Below are 19,130 nucleotides of genomic sequence, written 5' to 3' on the forward strand. Positions count from 1 at the left end.
GGAGGCCCCATCAGCCCCCGTGCCATACTGCGCCGGATGACCGTCCCGCACGACCTCCGCACCCTGCTGGCGGTGCAGCCCACCATTGACCCCGCCGCCGAGATTGAGCGGCGGGTGGACTTTTTATGCCGCTACCTGCAGGCCGCCGGAGCGCGCGGCTTTGTGCTGGGCGTCAGCGGGGGGCAGGACAGCACCCTGACGGGGCGGCTGTGCCAGCTGGCCGCCGAGCGGCTGCGCACACAGGGGGTTGAGGCGCAGTGTGTGACCGTGCGCCAACCCTACGGTGTGCAGGCCGATGAGGCCGACGCCGAGCGCGCCCTGGCTTTTATTCAGCCGGACCGCGTCGTGACGGTCAATATACAGGCGGCCGCCGACGCGGCCGCCAGCGCGGCGGGAGAAGCGCTGGGCGAGCCCCTGCGCGACTTCGTGCGCGGCAATGTCAAAGCCCGGCTGCGCATGGTGACGCAGTACGCGCTGGCCGGGCAGCTGGGGCTGCTGGTGGTCGGGACCGACCACGCGGCCGAGGCTGTGACCGGCTTTTTCACCAAGTACGGCGACGGCGGCGTGGACATCACCCCCCTGACCGGCCTAACCAAGCGTCAGGGGGCGGCGCTGCTGGCCTGTCTGGGCGCTCCGCCCGCCACCTGGCAGAAGGTCCCCACTGCCGACCTGGAAGACAGCCGCCCCGGCCTCCCCGACGAGGTGGCGCTGGGCGTAACTTACGCGCAGATTGACGCCTACCTAGAGGGGCAGCTGGTGCCTGACGAGGTCAGGCAGCGGCTGGAGGCACTGTTCTGGCAAACCCGCCATAAACGCGCTCTGCCGGTTACGCCCTTTGACGACTGGTGGCAGGAAGAGACAGCGCCGTCGCAGGACTGATACTGCTTCCGCTTGATTGCAGCGCAGCGGGGAGAGCACCATCTGCGCTTCCAGATCGCAGCACTTTGCACGCTCTCCTCCTCGTCTGCGAGTCCGCTGGAATTTCACCCAGCATTCTGCTCGGTTGAGTCGGAGTCCGTAGGAACAGGAACGGGGCGGCCTGCCAGTGTCGGCGGGCCACCCCCTGACGAAACGGACGAGTCCCGCTTTACTCGGCGTGATCCGTTTCGGGCACGCTGGGCTGCGTGTCGTTGGACGCCACGTCCAGGCGGGGCAGCGCGCCATTGCGGTCGGTCGAGGAGTCGTTCGGGTTGACATAGCCGAAGGTGGGGCGGATGTTGGCCCAGTCGTTGTAGTCGGCCAGGTAGTACGAGCCGGTCGAGACGGTGCCGTCGCCGTTTACGTCCACCCGGACGCTGGTGTTGACCGCGCCGCTGTTGTTCCAGTCAATCCAGGCAGTGCCCCGGTTGATGCCGCTGTTCTCGTTAACGGCGCCCTCGTCTATGCGGCCCCCCTGCCCGTAGGAGTAGTCCATCTTGAAGCTGGCCGTGCAGGGGTCGTTGTAAGTCAGGTCGGCGCAGCTCTGCTTCCACTGCTTGGCGCGCTCTGCAATGCGGTCAGCGGTGTCGTCCAGGCCCGCGAGCTGGTAGCTGTAATTCATGATGCTGTAGTAATTGGGCTTGCGGTGGGTGTTTTCAAAGCCGCCGTGGCGCAGGTTCAGGTTGTGGCCGAATTCGTGCATGATGGTCGAGCCCTGCTGGTTGCCCACCTGGGTCAGGTTGCTGTAGCTCCAGCCGCCCATCGTCACCACGAAGTCGTTGCCCGCAATCTCGGCCACGCCGCTGCTGCCGTTGCTGCCGTTGGTCTGCTGCGAGTTCCCGATCACGGCGTAGCGGAACAAGTTCAGGCGGTTGATGGCAAAGTTCTTGACCGACCCGGTGCTGCCGTACTTGTAACTCAGGACGCCGCTGCACGACGAGGTGCTGAAGCCCAGGCCGATACACGCGCTGTAGCCCACCTGATTGCCGCCGCCCAGGTTGTAGTTGGCCAGCGAGAACGTCGAGCTGAAGGCGGGGCCGACATCCAGGTGCAGCGCGTAGCCGGCGCGGCTGAACGCGGCGACCATCTTGTCCAGGCCGCTGCGCTGGGGCTGAATAAACGCCGAGGACGAGTTCATCCAGTCCAGTTCCACGAAGATGTCGCGCTGGTTCTGCCGCGCCCCCAGGTTGTACACGTACAGGCCGTTGTACGCCCCAGAGGTTGAGGTTTCATAGCTGTCCGGAATGCCGTCGTTGTCGGTGTCGCCGGCCGCCAGCGCCCCCAGCCCCTGGGCACTGGTGGTCGGGGCAGGTGCATTGTTCGGGGCGCCGGGGCTGGGCAGCACGGTTTGACTCCAGCCGTCGGCGCTGGCGCCGGCTAGGCCCTGACGGGGCGTGCGCGCCACCGAGCTGATGAGCTGCGGGTCAACCTCCGCCACCTGCACGCGCAGGCCGCTGCCCGAAGCCGCCAGGCCCGAACCAAACTGCAAGCTGTCGGTGACCTGCCCGGCACGCAGCAGTTCCACAGTGGCGCTGCGCTGCCAGTAGGGCACGCGGTCGCCACTGGCGATAAAGACGGCCTGCGGGCCGTTGGCAGCATTGGGGTCAAGGCGGCCCGTCACCAGAACGTACTCGCCGGGCGCCAGCACCTGAGAGGGCAGCGCGAAAGTGACGGTCTGGCCCCCACCCGTCTGGGCGTCGCGGTCACGGCTGGGGGCGCGCAGCGCGTAGTCGCTGAGATTCAGCGGCTGGCCAGTGCCGTTGTACAGCTCCACCCAGCCGCTGGCATCGGCCTCAGGGTTCAGGTTGACTTCCGTCAGGTTGAGGGCCCCCGTCACTGGCCCCGCCGCGCGGTAGGTCAGGGTGCGCTCGCCGTCGCGCAGCAGGTAGTCACCGGGCACCGTCGCCGTGACCTGGGCCTGACCATTGCCTGGCACAATTTGCAGGTGGCTGTACTGCGCCGCCGTTCCAGCAAAGGCCCAGTCGCCCGCTGGCAATGTGGCCGCCAGATTGGTGGTGCCGTCAACCGTCAGCACGTCCGGGGTGCGGCCTGTCTGGCAGGCGGCGAGCAGGACGCTGAGGGTCAGGGCGGTAAACAGGTGGGATGGTCTCATGACAACCTCCAAAGAGATAAAGGTGGGGGCCACCCACCCGGCCTGACAGAGGGAAAGACCGGGTGGAACGGGTTGGAGACACTCAGAAAAAGGAGAGGAACGTGTGAATTCAGTGTAGGCGGAGGCTGTGTAGCGTCCGTTTAGTGTCTGACCAACACTTAGGGGGGAAAAAGTCGGAGTCTGGGGGCAATCTAGACAGCTTCCCCCCAGGGAGGCCCCCAAATACCCCCGGCAGCTGACAAGGGCCGACCTCAAGGTCCAGAGAGGTTCTCAAGCACTCCTGCGCGGCTAGAGTCCTGTTGTAGTTGTCGCTTATAGGCTTGACCTCACGGTCGCTGTCTGCTCCACCTCAGGGAGCACAACACGCCCTTTAGTGCCGTGGACGCGCTGCCTCTTTCGGCCACTCCTCTCGTCGGTTGAGTGACATGGCTCTCAACCGAGCTGGATGCCGCCCTCAGCGTCCTTCTGGTGCCTGAGCCTGGCGGCTCAGTTCTTCATTGACCTGCTCGGCCCACCAGGAGCCGCTGCTGGGCAAAAACAGCCGCCCCTCAAGTGGCTCGGCCCCGGCCCGCACCCGCTGCACGTCCCACTGGAGGCGAAAGGTGGTTTCCAGGCGGTACTCCCGGCTGCGCGGGTCATACAGGACATGCAGTTGCGGCACCACCCGCCCAATTTCATGGCGCACCTGATGAAACTGGTTCCGCGCGGCAGCGGCAGGCATCTCCTCGAACACATCAGCCAGAATGCGGCCAAGCGACGCCGAGCGGGCCTGCATCAGGTAAGCGATTAATTCCAGAGCCCGGCGCATGGGCACGTGCACCGGCTGGCCATCCACCAGCAGCCGCTCGGCCCCCAGGGTCACGACCTCCAGCACCGGCCGCCCCAGCTCCCCGCCTTCCAGCTGGCCAGCAAGGCACGCCTGCAACTCGGGCAGCAGCGGCCACTCCCGGGCCAGGAGATACGGTCCGCGCAGCCGCGCACACAGCGCTTTCAGGGTCAAGACGGCACTCTGAAGCCCGGCCTCGTCGCCCCGGCGGCGGTAGGCCTCGCACAGCTGCAACTGCGCGGCGGCGGCGTCCAGCGGCAAATCCATCGCCTGATGCACGTCACGCGCCGTGGTCAGGTCATCCAGCAGCTCTGGCGTCACTGGATGGCCCAGGCGCAGCAGGCACGCCGCGCGGCGCAGCGCAAAACCCTGCTGATGTTCCTTGGACTTCAGGGCGTGCAGCAGTTCTGCGGCGCGCAGCAACTCGGCCTGGCATCCCGCCTCATCTTGCTGCCAGGCCAGGAGCGTGGCGGTGCCCAGGCGCGCCCAGAACTCCAGGTCCTGATTGGCCCGCTCGTAAGCCGCCGACGCCACCAGCGTGAACTCGCGCAGCGCCTGAGACAGCTGGCCCGCCGCCAGGTAATACCGCGCCCAGTGATACCGCAGCTGATACTGTGCGCGCGCCTGAGGCAGAGCATCCAGGCGCCGCAGGCTAACCAGCGCGTCGTTCCAGCGGCCCAGCGACAGCAGGGCTTCGAGTTCAATCGCGTGCAGGTAGAGCCGCGTGACCGATTGCGGGTCCAGCTGCGCCCGCGCCTGCCCCAGCGTGACCAGGGCGCGCGGCAGGTCCCCGGTGTACATCTGAAATTCGGCGACCTGAATCAAGAGGGGCGCTCGGTAAAAGGCCAGCTCGTCCTGGGCCGCGTCCTGAAGATGCTCCCAGGCCCGCTCAGCGTGGTCCAGCCCCTGCCGGTACGAGGAGGTATAGGCCAGGAGGCGGGCGCGGGTGCGCCACCACAGGGCACCGTCCAGCGCAGACCGCAGGTCTGAACGCCCAGCGTCCAGCCGCGCCAGCGCTTCCTCCGGGCGCCCCAGAAACAGCAGCACGCGCGCCAGCTCGGCGGCGGCGCCCGACACCCCGGCGGTGGCCAGCGCCTGCACGGGGCGGTGGGCCTCATGTTCGCGGCGCAAAAGCATCAGGGCGCGCACCGCCCACAGCCGGTCGCTGTCTGTGGGCGCCGTCAGGCGCGTGAACTCGGCCCAGGCCTGCTGCGGCTCTCCCCTGAGGACCGCCGAGCGGACGCCGCTGGTCACCCCCAGCGCACTCACGCGCGGCGGCTCCACTGACCTGACCTGGGCGGCACCCCTCAACGATAGAGCGGCGCGGCCTTCTCCGGGCAGCCGCGTCTATGCCAAGCATCAACCAAACAGCGGTCTATCTAAGCCACGTCACTTTGCCAAACGAATGGGAGGCGCCAAGGGACTGACCCTTGACGCCTCCCACCCTGACTCTGCGACTTACTTCAGCAGGTCGTAGGCTTTTTTCAGAATGGCGTCGGTTTGCAGGTCCACCACCGCTTCACCCTGCTGGGCACTGCGGGTGGGCCGCTTGATTTCGCCGGTGTAGGTGAACTTGCCGTCCTTGTCGGCGGTCACAGTGACCGGCTTACCTTCGACAGTCAGGGTGATCTTCTCGCCGGGCTTGACGCCGCTGCCGGTGAAGTTGACGGGCGTGGTGAAGCGGGTGTCCTTGACCACCACGTCGGGCGTGATGCCCTTCTTGTGAATCTGGCGGCCATTGGGTGTCAGCCACTCGCTGTTTACGATGGCCGCCTTACCGCCGTCCGGCAGGGTGACGGGAATCTGGGCCACACCCTTGCCGAAGGTCTGCTCGCCCACGATGGTGGCCTTCTTGGTGTCCTGCAACGCTCCCGACACGACTTCACTGGCGCTGGCGCTGTTCTTGTTCACCAGCACCATCAACTTGCCGGTGTAGTCGGTGGTCTGGCGCCGGGCGGTTCCAAAGACTTCGGTGGCCTTGCTGCGGTCACGCAGGCTGACAATAGGGCCGCTTTGCAGGAACTGGTCCACCACTTCCACGCCGGCGTTCAGCAGGCCGCCGCCGTTGTCACGCAGGTCCAGAATCAGGCCCTTGACGTTCTTCTTTTTCATGTCGGCCACGGCGGCGCTGAACTGCTCGCTAACCTTCTCGTTGTAGAAGGTGTTCAGGGCGATATAGCCCACGTTGCCGGGCAGCACAGTGGATTCCACACTGACAATGGTAACCTGACGGCGCTCCAGTTTAACGGTGTAAGGCTTGCCTTCACGGGCGAAGGTCACCGCAACACTGCTGCCCTTCTCACCGCGCACCAGACGCACAATCTCATTCAACTTAGCAGTGGTGACGTCGGTTTCGCCAATCTTCAGGAACTGGTCGCCAATCTGCACACCATTCTCGGCCGCCGAGTACCCCTTATACACGTTGTCAACCTTACCGCCAGAGCCGTCTGGATTCGCCGCCACAAGCTGAACCCCAATCCCACCAAACTCGCCTTGCAGGTTGGCGGCGTCAATGGCGTTGTCTTCAGGCTCACTGTAATAGGTAAATTCATCGTCCAGGCTGCCCAGGGCGCCCGTAATCGCGCCGCGCAGCACCTTTTTCTGGTCCACCGGGTAGAGGTACAGCCGGTTGAGGTCGCTGAGCAGTTGCAAGAAGGTGCGGCCCTCGGCGGTGCTGCTCAGGTTCGCCTGGGTGTAGCCGCCCATTTGCGCGTAGGCGACGGCGGCGGTCGCGCCCAGCGCGGCCAGCGTGACAGTCAGACGTTTGGCGTTCACGCCTGCCAAGATAGTGCGCCAAGATGAGACCAATCGGGAGGGCTGTTACAGGAGCGCGCGCAGAGTTTCATAGCGCCCATACACTCAGGGGCTATGCTGGGCGGCGAGCATGACCAAGCTGCCCCTTTTCTCACCGCGCCCCAGCAGGAGAGCGCGTGATTGACTTCAAAAACGTGTCGCTGGAGTACCCCGTGACCCGCACCCTGGCCCTGGACGACGTGTCGCTACATGTCGGCAAGGGCGAATTCGTGTATCTGGTCGGCCATTCAGGCGCCGGCAAAAGCAGTTTCATGAGCCTGGTCCTCAAGCGCGCGCTGCCCAGCCGGGGCGAGGTGCAGGTGGCGGGCGAGGCCCTAGCGCGCTACCGGGGCCGCCGCACCGCCCTGCTGCGCCGCCGCATGGGCACCGTGTTTCAGGACAACCTGCTGCTGCCGCACCTGAATGCCTATGACAACGTGGCCTTTGCCCTGCGGGTGACCGGTGTGCCGGGGCGCGAGTGGCCGCAGCGGGTGGGAGGGGCCCTGCGCACCGTGGGCCTGGAACACAAGAAATACGCCCTGCCGCTGCAACTGTCGCAGGGCGAGCAGCAGCGGGTGGCCATTGCCCGCGCCATCGTGGGCAACCCGCCCCTGCTGCTGGCCGACGAACCCACCGGCAACCTCGACCCCGACAACAGCCGCGAGGTGCTGAAAGTCTTGCAAAACGTGAACCTGCGCGGCACCACGGTTATCGTGGCGACCCACGCCCGCGATCTCGTCGAGACCTTCCGCCACCGCACCCTGACCCTGCGCAAGGGCAAACTGGTGCGCGACGACCCGTATGGGGGGTATGCGCTGTGAGGGCCGCGAAAACCGTTGTAGGGCCTGTTGAGGGTGAACGGTTGAGAGTTGATGGAGCAGAGCTGTTCACCCTCAACCACCAAGCATCACCCATCACCCTGGCTGGGGGCCAGCCATGACCTACCACCTCCGCCAGGCCCTGCTCGCCATGCGCGGCAACGTCACCGCCACACTGGCCACGCTGGTCACCATGACGCTGACCCTGCTGATGCTGGGCTTCGTGCTGCTGCTCACCCTGAATGTCAACCGCACCCTGTTCCAGCTGGAATCGCAGGTCGAGGTCGCAGCGTTCCTGACGGCCAACGCACAGGACCAGACCATACTGACCCAGGCCCGCGCGCTGCCCCAGGTGCGGGAGGCCACGCTGGTGACCAGCGAGCAGGTGCTGAGTGAAATGACCCAGGACTCGCCTTATACCCGCGACGCTGTGGCGCTGGTGGGGAACCCCTTTCCCGACACGCTGCGCCTGCGCGTGGGCCGGGTCGAGGACGCGCGGGTGGTGGCGCAGGCGGTGGCCGGCCTGCCCGGCGTGGAAGACGTGGAATACGGCGCCGACTATGTGGACCCCACGGTGCGCACCCTGACCGCCATTCGCGGAGCGGGCTACGCGCTGGTGGGCCTGCTGTTTCTGGGCACGCTGTTTAACATCCTGAACGCTGTGCGGGTGGCCATGTACGCCCGGCGCGACGAAATCAGTGTGATGCGGCTGCTGGGCGCCACACGCGGCTTTATCCGCATGCCGCACGTCATTGAGGGGCTGCTGGTGGGCACGCTGGCCGCCGCGCTGGCCGTGGGTATCCTGACCCCGACCTACCTCAACCTCGCCGAGCGGGTGCAGCGGCTGGCCCCGGTGTTTCCGGTCACGCGAGACGCTGACACCCTGCTCCCGCTGCTGGGCGGCGTGGCCCTGCTGGGCATTCTGACCGGGCTGCTGGGCAGCGTCTTTGCCACCCGGCGCTACCTCAAGGAACTGGAATGAGCGCCCGCGCCTGGCTGCTGTGTGCAGCGCTGCTGGGCGGCGGCCTGACTGCGTCTAGCCTGGCCCAGACCACCAGTGAGCGGCTCCAAACCCTGGAGCGCGACCTGCGTGAGCAGCGCCAGCTGAGCGCCGAGAAGGCCGCGCAACTGGCGCAGATTCGCAGCCGGATTGCCGGGCTCAGTGCCCAGCAACAGGCCACCCTGACCCGGCTGGAAAGCCTGGCGCGGACCACCGGGCAACTGGAAAACGAACTGGCGACGGTGACGGCCCGCGTGGCCCTGGCCGAGCGCGCCCTGGCCGATACCGGCACCCAGCTGGGGGTCACCCAGACCCGCGTGACCCGGCTTCAGGGAGACGTGCGCCAGATTCTGCGCGCCCAGTACCGGGACCGCAGCGGGCGCTACCTGCAACTGCTGTCGCAGGCCCGCAGCCTGTCTGACCTGCTCATCCGCCTGCAATATGCCAACCGCGCCGGGGAATACAACACCCTCGTTATCGAGACGCTGGCCGCCGAGGTCAAGATTCTGGAACGCCAGCGCACCGTGCAGGCGCAGCAGGCCCAGGAACTCAGGACCTTGCAGGGCCAGCGGCAGGCCAAACTGACCGCGCTGCGGGCCCAGCGCACCCAGCAGAACACCCTGCTGGCCAGCCTGCGCGCCAGCGAAGCCGGGCAGCGGACCCTGGCGGCGCAGCGGCAGGCCGAGCAGGCGCTGGCGGCGCGCACCATCGACACGCTGGTGGCGCAGGTGCAGGCCGAGCAGACCCGCCTGGAGCAGGAGAGGCAGCGCCGCCTGGAAGAAGAGCGCCGCCGCCGAGAGGAAGAGGCCCGCCGCATCCGTGAGGCGCAGGAGCGCGCCCGCCTGGAAGCCGAGCGCCTGGCCCGCATACGCGCTGAGCAGGAGCGGCTGGCCCGGCAGCAGGCCGCCAGCCGCCTGGCCGCGCAGCAGCGTCAGGCGCAGATTCGCCAGGCCCAGCTGCGCGCCCAGCAGGCCCAGGCCCGCGAAACCCAGGTGCGCCAGGAGCAGGCCGCCCTAGCGCAGCGCCAGCAGCAGGTGCAGGCCGCGCAGGCCCAGGTGCAGGTGCAGCTGGCGCCGCTGCCCGCGCAGACGGGCGCCCTGGGCTTTCCGCTGCCGGGGGGCCGGGTGTCGGCGCCTTACGGGGCTGGCGGCACGCCCTGGACCGTGCTGTCTGGGGCCGAGCAGGTGGTCGCGGCCCTGGACGGCAACGTCCTGAGCGCCACCTACTACGCTTCCATTGGCGGCATCGTGCTGATGGACCACGGCCCACTGGTCACGGTGTACATGGGCCTGCGCGACCTCTCGGTGGGCGTGGGGGACCGCGTGGCCAGAGGCGCGCCGCTGGGCACGGTGGGCGGCAGTTCGGTGATTGGGCCGGGCAGCATGGCCTTTCAGGTGCGCCGGGGTGGCGTCACCGTCGCGCCCACGTTCTAAAAGCGGCACCCGGAGCGGCCACCAGGCTTGTCCTTCGGCCGCTTCCCTGGCGAACGCAGGGGGTCCCGTCGCAGGCAGCAGTGCCAGTGGGGACGCCCCTGGCTCCAGGATGAAACCGGCCGTCGCCTTTGGCCCTCCCTGCTGTTTTCGGTAACGCACTCAAGTCACTCCATTCCCGCCGAGACGGACTTTTCTTGCCACTCTCTTCTGCTGACGCTGAAGGGCAGCCGACTGGGCAGCACTCTTGCCGATAGACGGGCCGGTCTGATAACCTCCTTCGGTGCGTTCCCCGGTTGGCTGCTGACGGGCGCATGACCCCCGTACTCCTAACGGGCGCTGCACCCTCATCTCCCCCAATCCGAGGTTCTTCAGATGGTTAAGATTCGCCTATCCCGCTTTGGTTCCACCCATAACCCCCACTACCGCATCGTCGTGACCGATGCCCGCCGTCCCCGCGACGGCGGCTACATCGAGAACCTGGGGCACTACGACCCCCGCAAGACGACTGAGAACTACCTGAAGGTGGACGCCGAGCGCGCCGCGTACTGGATTGCCCAGGGCGCCCAGCCCACCAACACCGCCCGCCGCCTGCTGAAAAGCCAGGGCGTCAAGGTCGCCTAAGCGGCGGCTGGTTTTCCAGCCCAAGTGAAGCGAGCAGCCGTGGCCTAAGCGGCCGAAGTGAAGGGACTGGAAGGCCGTGCGCTCCGGTCCCCAACGGAGAGCCGCGACACGTCATCTGCCCAAGTCATCCACAGACCCCTGCGGGGGTCTTTTTTGTTGTGCTGTGGCGCGCAGAGTACAATGCCCGGGATGAAAACTGACCCTGTTGACCTGACCCTGTACCTCGCGCAGAGCGTGGTGGACCAGCCGGCGCTGGTGCGCGTGGCGCGGCGCGGCCCCACGGTCGTGGTGCGCGTGGGTCCCGGCGAGGAAGGCCGCCTGATTGGCCGCCAGGGCCGTGTGATTCAGGCTATCCGGACGCTGGTGCGCGCCGCCTCTGACCCGCGCGAGCGCCTGAACGTCGATCTGGACGCACCCCGCAAAGCGTGACGGGCAGCACTGACCGCACCCGACTGGGGTATTTTCTGGGGCCACACGGCGTGCGCGGCGACGTCAAGGTGTATGTGCTGGGCGACCCGGCGCAGCTGCTTGCCCTGGGCCGGGTATACGTGGAGAACCGGGGCTGGCTGCGGGTGCTGAAGGCCGAGCCTCTGTCCCCTGGCGTGGCGCTGCATCTGGCGGGCCTGACCACCCGGGAGGGCGCCGAGGACCTGCGTGGCCTGAACGTCTACGCCGCCGACGCCGAACTTCCTGTGCCTGAAGTGGGGGTGTACTACTACCACGAACTGCGCGGCCTGCGGGTGCTGGACGCCAGTGGCACCGAACTGGGTGAGGTGACGGACGCACAGGACGCTGGGCACCAGGACCTGCTGGTGGTGCGTCACGCCGGCGGCGACTCGTTCGTGCCGCTTCAAGCGCCCTATGTGGTGGTGAACCTGAATGCGGCGCAGCGCCCCGAGTCGGTCACACTGACCGAAGACGCCCCGGCCGGGCTACTGGGCGATGAGGATGAGGACGAGGACGACACCGGGCATGAGTGAGCCCCTGGCGGCCTCGCCCCTCACCTTTTCCTTCCTGACGCTGTTTCCCGAGTTGCTGGCCCCCTTTGCCGCCGAGGCGATTGTGGGCAAGGCCCAGGCCCGAGGGCTGGTGCAGGTGCAGCTGATCAACTTGCGCGACTTTGCCGCCAACAAGCACCTGAAGGTGGACGACACGCCCTACGGCGGCGGCGCCGGTATGGTCATTCGCGCCGATGTCGCTGGGCGCGCGCTGGAGAGACTGCCCCCCGCCGACGAGGTGATTCTGTTCAGCCCGGCAGGGCAGCCGTTTACGCAGGCGGTGGCCGAAGAACTGGCCCAGAAAACCCACCTGGCCTTCCTGTGTGGCCGCTACGAGGGCTTTGACGCGCGGGTCGAGACGCTGGTCACGCGAGAATTGAGCATCGGTGACTTCGTGATGATGGGCGGAGAGGCCGCCGCCGCCTGCGTGCTCGAAGCGGTTGCGCGTCTGCGCCCAGGCGTGCTGGGCGACCCCGAATCTCACCAGATGGATTCGTTCAGTTCGGGACTGCTGGATTACCCGGAGTACACCCGTCCCCCCGAATGGCGCGGCCAGCCTGTTCCTGAGGTTCTGCGCGGCGGGCATCACGCGGCAGTGGCGGCCTGGCGGCGCGAGCAGGCGCTGACCCGCACCCTGGCCCGGCGCCCTGACCTCCTGATGAGCGCCCCACTGACGCCACAGGACAGCGCGGTGCTGCTGGGCCTGGGGGTCATGCCAGAGCAACTGACTGCCTGGAACGCGCCGCCACCGCCAGCGCCCAAACGCAAGCGTAAGCCAAAGCGTCCTGTCCAGCCGGACTAGCACCTTTCTGATGAATTCTGAGCGCCACATAGTCAGAAAACCCGCATTCCGGCAGCGTTTGTGTGGTCTGTACCCAAGTTGCCTGCGCCCAATGGGCGCACCATGACGCCTATGCGCGTGCCGCTGTTTCCCCTTCCCAATCTGGTGCTGTTTCCAGGGGTACTGCTGCCGCTGTATGTCTTCGAACCACGTTACCGCGCCCTGCTGGCAGACGTGCAGGCCAGTGGAGGCCCGTTTGGCATCGTGCGGATTCTGGAGTCGGCGCAGGAATCCTCCAAACCGTTCCACGAACGGGTCTCTCTGGTGGGCACGCTGGCTCACCTTCAGCAGGCCCAGGGCCACGAGGACGGCACCAGCACCATTCTGGTTGGCGGCGGCGAGCGTTTTGAGGTGCAGAGCTTTTACTTCGGTACCCCTTACCTGTCGGCCGAAGTCAAACCCTGGCCGCTGCCCGCCGACGGTGCGGAGGACGGGCTGGCGCGTGAGCTGCTGTCGGCCCTACTGCGGCTCAATCCAGACCGGGCCGACGCTCTGGGTCAGAATGCCCCGGACGACCCGCTGCTGCTGAGCAGCTACGCCGCAGCCAACTTGCCCCTTAGCGCCACCCAGCGCGAGGCGGCCCTGCGTGCCCCGACTCTGCGCGCCCGCCTGGACCTCCTGCTGGCCCAGATGCCTCAGCAAACCAAACTGCTGAATTAGTAGAGCCTCATATTTAATCGTCTACAAAAACGCTTAAATCCAAGCGGACTTAAAAAGCTGTTCCGCAGCGAGAACGAAACGGGTTCCGGGCGTGGCGCGTGCAAACCGGTGCTCTCCCAGTTTGGAAATGAAATAGATGGAACCTGTCTAAAAGATTGATTCCGAGCCAGAGGGGGCTTGAGGGGAAAGGCAAAGCGCCCGCCCTCCAACCGCATGGAGGTGCTGGTCCGATCCCAAGACCTCAGCCAGCCAGGTCAATGAACCCGGCGCTTAGCTTGGACAGCACTGGGTAGAAACACCTGATAAGGCTGACTCTCCCCGATCAGATGGGGACCGACGCGAACTGGACCATAGCGTTTGCCTGCCATCCAGGTCACTGTCAGAAAATGTCCTTTCAGCCGGCCTGACCCGCGAAAGTGCCGCGCAGCCCGGTCTCTCCGCCCCCGGCTCTGGTAGCCTGTGCCCCGCATGGCGACCGTGGCGGAACTTCGGGAGAAACTGCGGCGGCCCCTCCTGGCGGAGTTGAATGCGGGCTGCCAGAACCGCGTGGTGGCGGGCGGCGTGGACAAGCTGCTGGCCTCGCCGCTGGGCAACCCGTTCCCAAAGGTGCGCGAAGAGCTGACTGGCTACGCCGAGTTGGGCCAGCCCGACCGGGAAGCAGCCCTGAAACGTGCTCTGGCCCTCCTGACTGAAACACCAAAAGCGGCCGCCCGCGCGCCCAAAGCCGCCCGTCAGGCCGTGCCCACCGCCCAGCCGGGCGAGCGCCTGGCCCCCGACACGCCGGTGGCGCGGCTGGACACCGGCCCCGGCGGCGCGCGCAAATTGCAGTCGCTGGGCCTGCACCTGCTGCGCGATGTCCTGCACGCCTACCCCCACCGCCATGAAGATCGCCGCGCCCTGCCGGACCTGTCGCAGGTCGAAGAAGGCCAGAAGGTCACGGTGGCGGGCCGCGTGGTGGCCAAATCACGCCGCAGCCCCAAGCCCGGCATGATGATCCTGGATGTCACGCTGGAAACCCCGGCAGGCGGCCGCGTCAAGGCCACTTGGTTTAATCAACCGTGGGTCGAAAAGCAGCTTCGGGAGGGCGCGCAGCTGGTGCTGACGGGGCGCGTTAAAAAGTTTGGCCGCTCGGTGCAGTTGGGTGTGGAACACCTGGAAACGCTGGACGGTGCCCAGGACAGCCTCAGCACCGGGCGCATCGTGGGCGTGTACGACAGCAAGGAAGGCATTTCGCAGGAGTTCCTGCGCCGCGCGGCGCACCGCGCCCTGCAGGCGGCCCCGCCCGACGATTACCTGCCGGCCCACTGGCGGCGACAGTACAGCCTGACCGACCTGGCCGATGCCCTCTGGGGCATTCATTTTCCGCACGATGAAGACCATCTGCGGCGCGGCAACACCCGGCTGCGCTTTGACGAATATCTGTTTCTGGAATTGCGAATGCTGTTGCAGGGCGAAGACGCCGTACTCCAAGGCAAACGCTTTCAGGCCAGCGGCGACGACATTCATACTTTTGAGACGGCGCTCCCCTTCCGCTTCACGAACGCGCAGCGGCGGGTGCTGCTGGAAATCACCGACGACATGCGCAGCGAGCGCCAGATGGCCCGTTTGGTCCAGGGCGACGTCGGCAGCGGCAAAACGGCCGTGGCCGCCTGCGCGCTGTACCTCGCCGTACGCGACGGTTACCAGGGCGCCCTGATGGCCCCCACCGAGATTCTGGCGCGGCAGCACTACGCGAACCTACGCGGCTACCTGGGGCAGCTGGATGTGCGCGTGGGCCTCCTGATTGGCGCCATGACGGCCAGGGCCAAACTGGAGATGCAAACCCGCATCGCCGAGGGCGAGGTGGACGTGGTGGTGGGCACCCAGGCCCTGATTCAGGACAACGTGCGCTTTGACCACCTGGGCCTGGCCGTGGTGGACGAGGAGCACCGCTTTGGGGTACAGCAGCGGCGCAAATTGCTGGCCGGACGCCCCGACGTGCTGGTCATGTCGGCCACACCTATTCCGCGCAGCCTCGCCCTGACGGCTTACGGCGACCTGGAACTGAGCGTCATTGACGAGTTGCCGCCGGGCCGCACGCCGATTGAAACCAAGCTGATTCAGGACAACTTCCGGCAGCAGGCGTACGGCTTTGTCATGCGCCAGATTCGGGAAGGGCGGCAGGCCTTTGTGGTCACAGCGCTGATTGAAGAAAACGACACCCTGGAACTCCTGGCCGCCACCCAGCTGGCCGACGACCTGAAAACCATCCTGCCCGAAGCCCGCATAGACCTGTTGCACGGCAAGATGCCGGCCGCCGAAAAAGACCACGTGATGGAGCGCTTCCGAGCGCATGAGTTCGACATTCTGGTGTCCACGACCGTCATTGAAGTGGGGGTGGACGTCCCCAACGCCACAGTCATGGTCATTGAAAACGCCGAACGCTTTGGCCTAGCCCAGTTGCACCAGCTGCGGGGGCGGGTGGGCCGTGGCAGCGCGCAGAGTTACTGTGTCCTGATTGCCGGCGAACACAGCAAGAAAACCCGCCAGCGCCTGAAAATTATTGAGGGCAGCACCGACGGCTTTGTGATTGCCGAGGCGGACCTGAAGCTGCGCGGCCCCGGCGAGCTACGCGGTACCCGCCAGAGCGGGATTCCCGACCTCAGGCTGGCCGACCTGGCCAACGACGCCGACATTATCGAGCAGGCCCGGGCTCTGGCCAAACACATCCTGGCCCACGACCCGAAACTGGAACATCCCCGGCTCCAGTACTTGCGCAGCGAACTGCAGAACCGCAGCCAGAGCGTGGCGTACAGGGAAGTGATTTAGCAGCAGACTTTGTCAGAGGTACCTGATGTACATTGCAAACTTCACCAACATTGGCATTGGAGAGGAAATCATCAAGGAGATTCTGCGCCTGTATGTTGACCTGGCCGACTCACATGGCGGCTTCGGTCATGGCTGCGATAGGTCTGCATTTGACCCTTTCCACTTTGTCAATGCTGCTGCAGCCGCAGACCTTTCGGAACACCATCTCCTCGACTTTGACCTTTTGCGCCAGGGAGCGGCGGTTTCTATCCTCTGTGGGGTCTACGACCATTGGTGTGAGGTCGAAGACTTCTCTAAGGAATCGGCATGGATGACCAATCTTCGAATGGCTTTATCGGACGGGACTTTTACCTACGTTCCCGAAACCAAAGCAGCTCTAGAAGAGCTACTCCACCACAATCCTTCTTTCTCAGATGCTTGGGTGGCTCCTCTCTTCCAAGAACTCTATGACCTCTATGTCGCGAGTTACTTTCGCAGATTGGCTGAGCGCAGCGCTGAGGCACATCGGATGGGAGCACAGGCCTTAATACGCAAAGCTCCTCCGCTCGTTGTCTACGTGGACATAGACGAGACCCTAATTCGCAACGTGGGGCGCTCGCGTATTCCCATTCCGGCGGCCGTGCAGCATGTGCGCGATCTGGCCACGCAAGGCGCCGAGCTGTACTGCTGGAGTTCGGGCGGCGCGGCCTACGCCCGCGAGAGTGCGCGCGAAGTTGGCCTGGAAGCTCTTTTCACGGCCTTTTTGCCCAAACCCCAGGTCATGCTGGATGACCAACCCGTGAGTACCTGGCGGCGCTTGGTGCAGGTACATCCGCTGAGTTGTGAGAGCGAGACTGTGGCCTCTTACCGGGCGCGGCTGTCCAGGCCTCTCCCCCCGCGCGAGCCTACTGAAGAACGCTAAGGCGGACGCTGATCTAGAGCGGTCTTCTCCAACAGGGTGGCCAGTCTGTCTACGACAGCTCTGGGCTTGCGGCTCGCCTAGATTCTGCAGTTCCAGGGATGGTCAGGCGACTTCCTGAGATCAGGGACAACGAGCGCAGGACGGCAGGCTTCAGAAAGCCAAGCAGAGCAAATCGCCATAAACCGCTTGACCACCTGTGGCCGCTCTGGACTGCCACCCCCAGGACATTTTTCTTGGTAATCACCAACAGGACAGGCAAATAATGAACATGTTCAGTTTTGGCCGTGTTCATGAATGGACATGTCGAGTTGCGCATTTCCTGATCAGTTGTCGGTGCCGCCTACAGCAGTAAAGGAGCCAGATGACGGAAGATTTAGTGTTGCCAGGGGTCAGCCGCCGCGAGCGGCACAAACAGGACAAGCGAGAACGCCTCCGTGCGGCGGCCTTCCATCTGTTCACCCAACAGGGCTACGAAGCCACCACCATTCGCCAGATCGCTGATGAGGCCGACCTCGCCACAGGGACCGTCTTCCGCTACGCCACAGACAAGGCCGACCTGCTGCTGATGGTTTTCCATGACGTGATTGCCCGCACCGCCGAACGCGCGCTGATGTCAAGCCAGCTGGACGGCCCACTTCCCCAGGTCCTGCCTCAATTGTTCGAGCCGTTTTTTGAGTTTTACCAGCAGCATCAGGTGCTCTCAAAGGATTTCCTGCGATTGACCCTGTTTCACCAGAGCCCCTGGCGGGACCGGGAGATGCAGCAAGCACGCGACTTTGTGAATCGGGTGGGTACTCTCCTCCGAGACCGGCAGGCCACTGGAGAGGTGGCGCCAGAAATGGATCTTCAGACTGCCGCCCTGGCCATCTTTGCGCTGTATCAGGTCTGTCTGGTGGGCTGGCTGACGGGTGGAACCTCGCTGGAAGCCGCGCGCGCTCAGCTCGCCGCGCTACTTCACCTGCACTGCCGGGCCCTTCACCCCAGCGCCTCAGAGGACGGCGCATGACCCGCTCAGTGCTGATTGTGGGGGCGGGGATTGGTGGCCTGGCTCTGGCGCAGCGGCTGCTTCAGACCGGCATTCAGGTCAGGCTCATCGAAAAGGTGCCCGCGTGGCGGCCGGTAGGCGCCGGTCTGATTCTCAGCGTCAATGCCTTACGGGTGCTGGAGCGGCTGGGCCTGGCCAAAGGCGCCGCGCACCGGGGCCAGCGACTCACCTCGGCCCAGGTTACAGACGCAGCAGGCCGCCCCCTTCAGACCGTCCTTTACCCCCAGAGCAGTGCGGGCGGCGCTGTTGCCCTGCACCGCGCCGCCTTACAAAACCTGCTCAGCCGGGGCGTGGAGTCCCAGATTCAATTTGGAACCACTCTTCGCGCCCTTCATCAGGATGCTGGGGGCGTGGAAGTCGGTCTCAGCGACGGTTCAGAGGGACGTTTTGAGGCCGTGGTGGGCGCCGATGGGCTGCACTCGTCAGTCCGCCAGCTAGTTTTTGGTGACGTTCCGAAACACTACGCGGGCTACACCAGCTGGCGCTTCCTGGTGGACGTGCCTCAAACCGGCCCGCACGACTACGCGGTGGAGATGTGGGGCCGAGGCTGCCGGCTAGGTCTGGTGCCCATAGGGCAGGGGCAACTTTACGGCTATGTCACGGCCAATGCGCCGGAAAGGGAAAGGCCGACCTCTGTTCAGACCGATACCATTCAGGAGTTGCAGGCCCTCTGCCGCCCGTTTGGTGGGCTCGCCCCGGCTGTGACGGCGCAGCTGCGTGCCGACCTGCCGGTCATCCGCACCGACATCCATGAGGTCCGCCTGCCCCGCTGGGTTCGGGGCCGGGTGGCCCTGCTGGGCGACGCTGCCCACGCCATGACCCCCAATCTGGGCCAGGGCGCGGCCATGAGTCTGGAAGACGCCTGGGTGCTGGGCGGGCAGTTGGCTACATCTGAGGCGCCCGCCGCCCTGGCCCGTTACGAACAGCTCCGGCAGGCGCGCGTGAACCGCGTGCAAACCCAGTCGCGGCAGTTGGGTCGCGCCGGACAACTGGAGGCGACCTGGCTGCGCGCCGTGCGGGACGTGGGCCTGCGCCTCTCGCCGCCGTCATTGGCTCGCCGCTCTGCCCGCGACCTCTTTGAGGTTGCGCTGGACTGAGAGCAGCGGCCAGTGAGGGTCAGGAGCGTTATTGGCTGTTCCATTCCGCTCAGACTGCTGCTGTCACTCAATCCTTCAGAAGAACCTGCCCGCATCTGCTCTGGGTTCCGCTATGAGTGCCGTCTGCACTCAAGAGAGACCCCACCTCCAACAAAGGTAGGTAGAAGCATTGGGGGGCCAACCAGACGCCCCTCAATGCTCCTGCCAGTAACGTCTACCTCTGCGGAAACAGGGAGACCATAACCTCATAGAAGACCG

Annotated in this window: 16 protein-coding genes; 13 read left to right on the forward strand and 3 right to left on the reverse strand. The window is 65.7% G+C overall.

The genetic code is table 11. From position 1 onward, the window contains the following. Positions 1-36 precede the first annotated feature (36 nt). Positions 37-879 (forward strand): NAD(+) synthase, encoded by an 843-nt coding sequence (gene nadE, locus K7W42_RS00310; protein WP_224571377.1) that lies wholly within the window; start codon positions 37-39, stop codon positions 877-879. A 208-nt stretch (positions 880-1,087) separates the two neighbouring features. Here the strand turns inward: nadE and K7W42_RS00315 are convergent, their stop codons facing one another. The 3 genes from K7W42_RS00315 to K7W42_RS00325 form a co-directional block, all read right to left on the reverse strand. After that, complete coding sequence (locus K7W42_RS00315) at positions 1,088-3,031, reverse strand: lamin tail domain-containing protein (RefSeq protein WP_224571378.1); 1,944 nt, start codon at positions 3,029-3,031, stop codon at positions 1,088-1,090. Between the two features lie 454 nt (positions 3,032-3,485). Then, positions 3,486-5,126 carry a hypothetical protein gene (locus K7W42_RS00320; RefSeq protein ID WP_224571380.1) on the reverse strand — a complete coding sequence of 547 codons (1,641 nt, stop codon included), beginning with the start codon at positions 5,124-5,126 and terminating at the stop codon, positions 3,486-3,488. Positions 5,127-5,315: 189 nt separating this feature from the next. Further along, the gene (locus tag K7W42_RS00325) at positions 5,316-6,632 is read right to left on the reverse strand and encodes a S41 family peptidase (RefSeq protein ID WP_224571381.1); all 1,317 of its coding nucleotides are present in this window, start codon (positions 6,630-6,632) and stop codon (positions 5,316-5,318) included. Between the two features lie 155 nt (positions 6,633-6,787). Here K7W42_RS00325 and ftsE point away from each other — a divergent pair, with 155 nt between their 5' ends. The 12 genes from ftsE (at position 6,788) to K7W42_RS00385 (ending at position 18,872) form a co-directional block, all read left to right on the forward strand. Beyond that, positions 6,788-7,471, forward strand: coding sequence for a cell division ATP-binding protein FtsE (gene ftsE, locus K7W42_RS00330; RefSeq protein WP_224571384.1), 684 nt, complete (start codon positions 6,788-6,790; stop codon positions 7,469-7,471). Between the two features lie 115 nt (positions 7,472-7,586). Continuing rightward, positions 7,587-8,450, forward strand: coding sequence for a cell division protein FtsX (locus K7W42_RS00335; RefSeq protein ID WP_224571385.1), 864 nt, complete (start codon positions 7,587-7,589; stop codon positions 8,448-8,450). Next, positions 8,447-9,901, forward strand: a complete 1,455-nt coding sequence (locus tag K7W42_RS00340; protein ID WP_224571387.1) for a murein hydrolase activator EnvC family protein — start codon at positions 8,447-8,449, stop codon at positions 9,899-9,901. Before K7W42_RS00335 ends, K7W42_RS00340 begins: the two co-directional genes overlap by 4 nt. A gap of 372 nt (positions 9,902-10,273) precedes the next feature. Then, positions 10,274-10,522 (forward strand): 30S ribosomal protein S16, encoded by a 249-nt coding sequence (gene rpsP, locus K7W42_RS00345; protein WP_157458255.1) that lies wholly within the window; start codon positions 10,274-10,276, stop codon positions 10,520-10,522. Between the two features lie 189 nt (positions 10,523-10,711). Further along, positions 10,712-10,951 carry a KH domain-containing protein gene (locus tag K7W42_RS00350; RefSeq protein WP_198170423.1) on the forward strand — a complete coding sequence of 80 codons (240 nt, stop codon included), beginning with the start codon at positions 10,712-10,714 and terminating at the stop codon, positions 10,949-10,951. Further along, entirely contained in the window at positions 10,948-11,502 is a 555-nt protein-coding gene (rimM, locus tag K7W42_RS00355; protein ID WP_224571389.1) for a ribosome maturation factor RimM, read from the forward strand. Before K7W42_RS00350 ends, rimM begins: the two co-directional genes overlap by 4 nt. After that, entirely contained in the window at positions 11,495-12,322 is an 828-nt protein-coding gene (trmD, locus tag K7W42_RS00360; RefSeq protein ID WP_224571391.1) for a tRNA (guanosine(37)-N1)-methyltransferase TrmD, read from the forward strand. The genes rimM and trmD overlap by 8 nt, the downstream gene beginning before the upstream one ends. Positions 12,323-12,424: 102 nt before the next feature. Next, positions 12,425-13,021, forward strand: coding sequence for an LON peptidase substrate-binding domain-containing protein (locus tag K7W42_RS00365; RefSeq protein ID WP_224571393.1), 597 nt, complete (start codon positions 12,425-12,427; stop codon positions 13,019-13,021). A gap of 468 nt (positions 13,022-13,489) precedes the next feature. Further along, complete coding sequence (recG, locus tag K7W42_RS00370; protein ID WP_224571395.1) at positions 13,490-15,829, forward strand: ATP-dependent DNA helicase RecG; 2,340 nt, start codon at positions 13,490-13,492, stop codon at positions 15,827-15,829. Between the two features lie 25 nt (positions 15,830-15,854). Next, positions 15,855-16,730 (forward strand): DUF705 domain-containing protein, encoded by an 876-nt coding sequence (locus tag K7W42_RS00375; RefSeq protein WP_224571396.1) that lies wholly within the window; start codon positions 15,855-15,857, stop codon positions 16,728-16,730. 361 nt (positions 16,731-17,091) lie between these two features. Further along, positions 17,092-17,736 carry a TetR/AcrR family transcriptional regulator gene (locus tag K7W42_RS00380; RefSeq protein ID WP_224571398.1) on the forward strand — a complete coding sequence of 215 codons (645 nt, stop codon included), beginning with the start codon at positions 17,092-17,094 and terminating at the stop codon, positions 17,734-17,736. Further along, positions 17,733-18,872: an FAD-dependent monooxygenase gene (locus K7W42_RS00385; RefSeq protein ID WP_224571399.1), complete on the forward strand. Its 1,140-nt coding sequence runs from the start codon at positions 17,733-17,735 to the stop codon at positions 18,870-18,872. Before K7W42_RS00380 ends, K7W42_RS00385 begins: the two co-directional genes overlap by 4 nt. Positions 18,873-19,130 lie beyond the last annotated feature (258 nt).

This window comes from Deinococcus betulae, from assembly GCF_020166395.1.
Classification (GTDB): Bacteria; Deinococcota; Deinococci; order Deinococcales; family Deinococcaceae; genus Deinococcus; species Deinococcus betulae.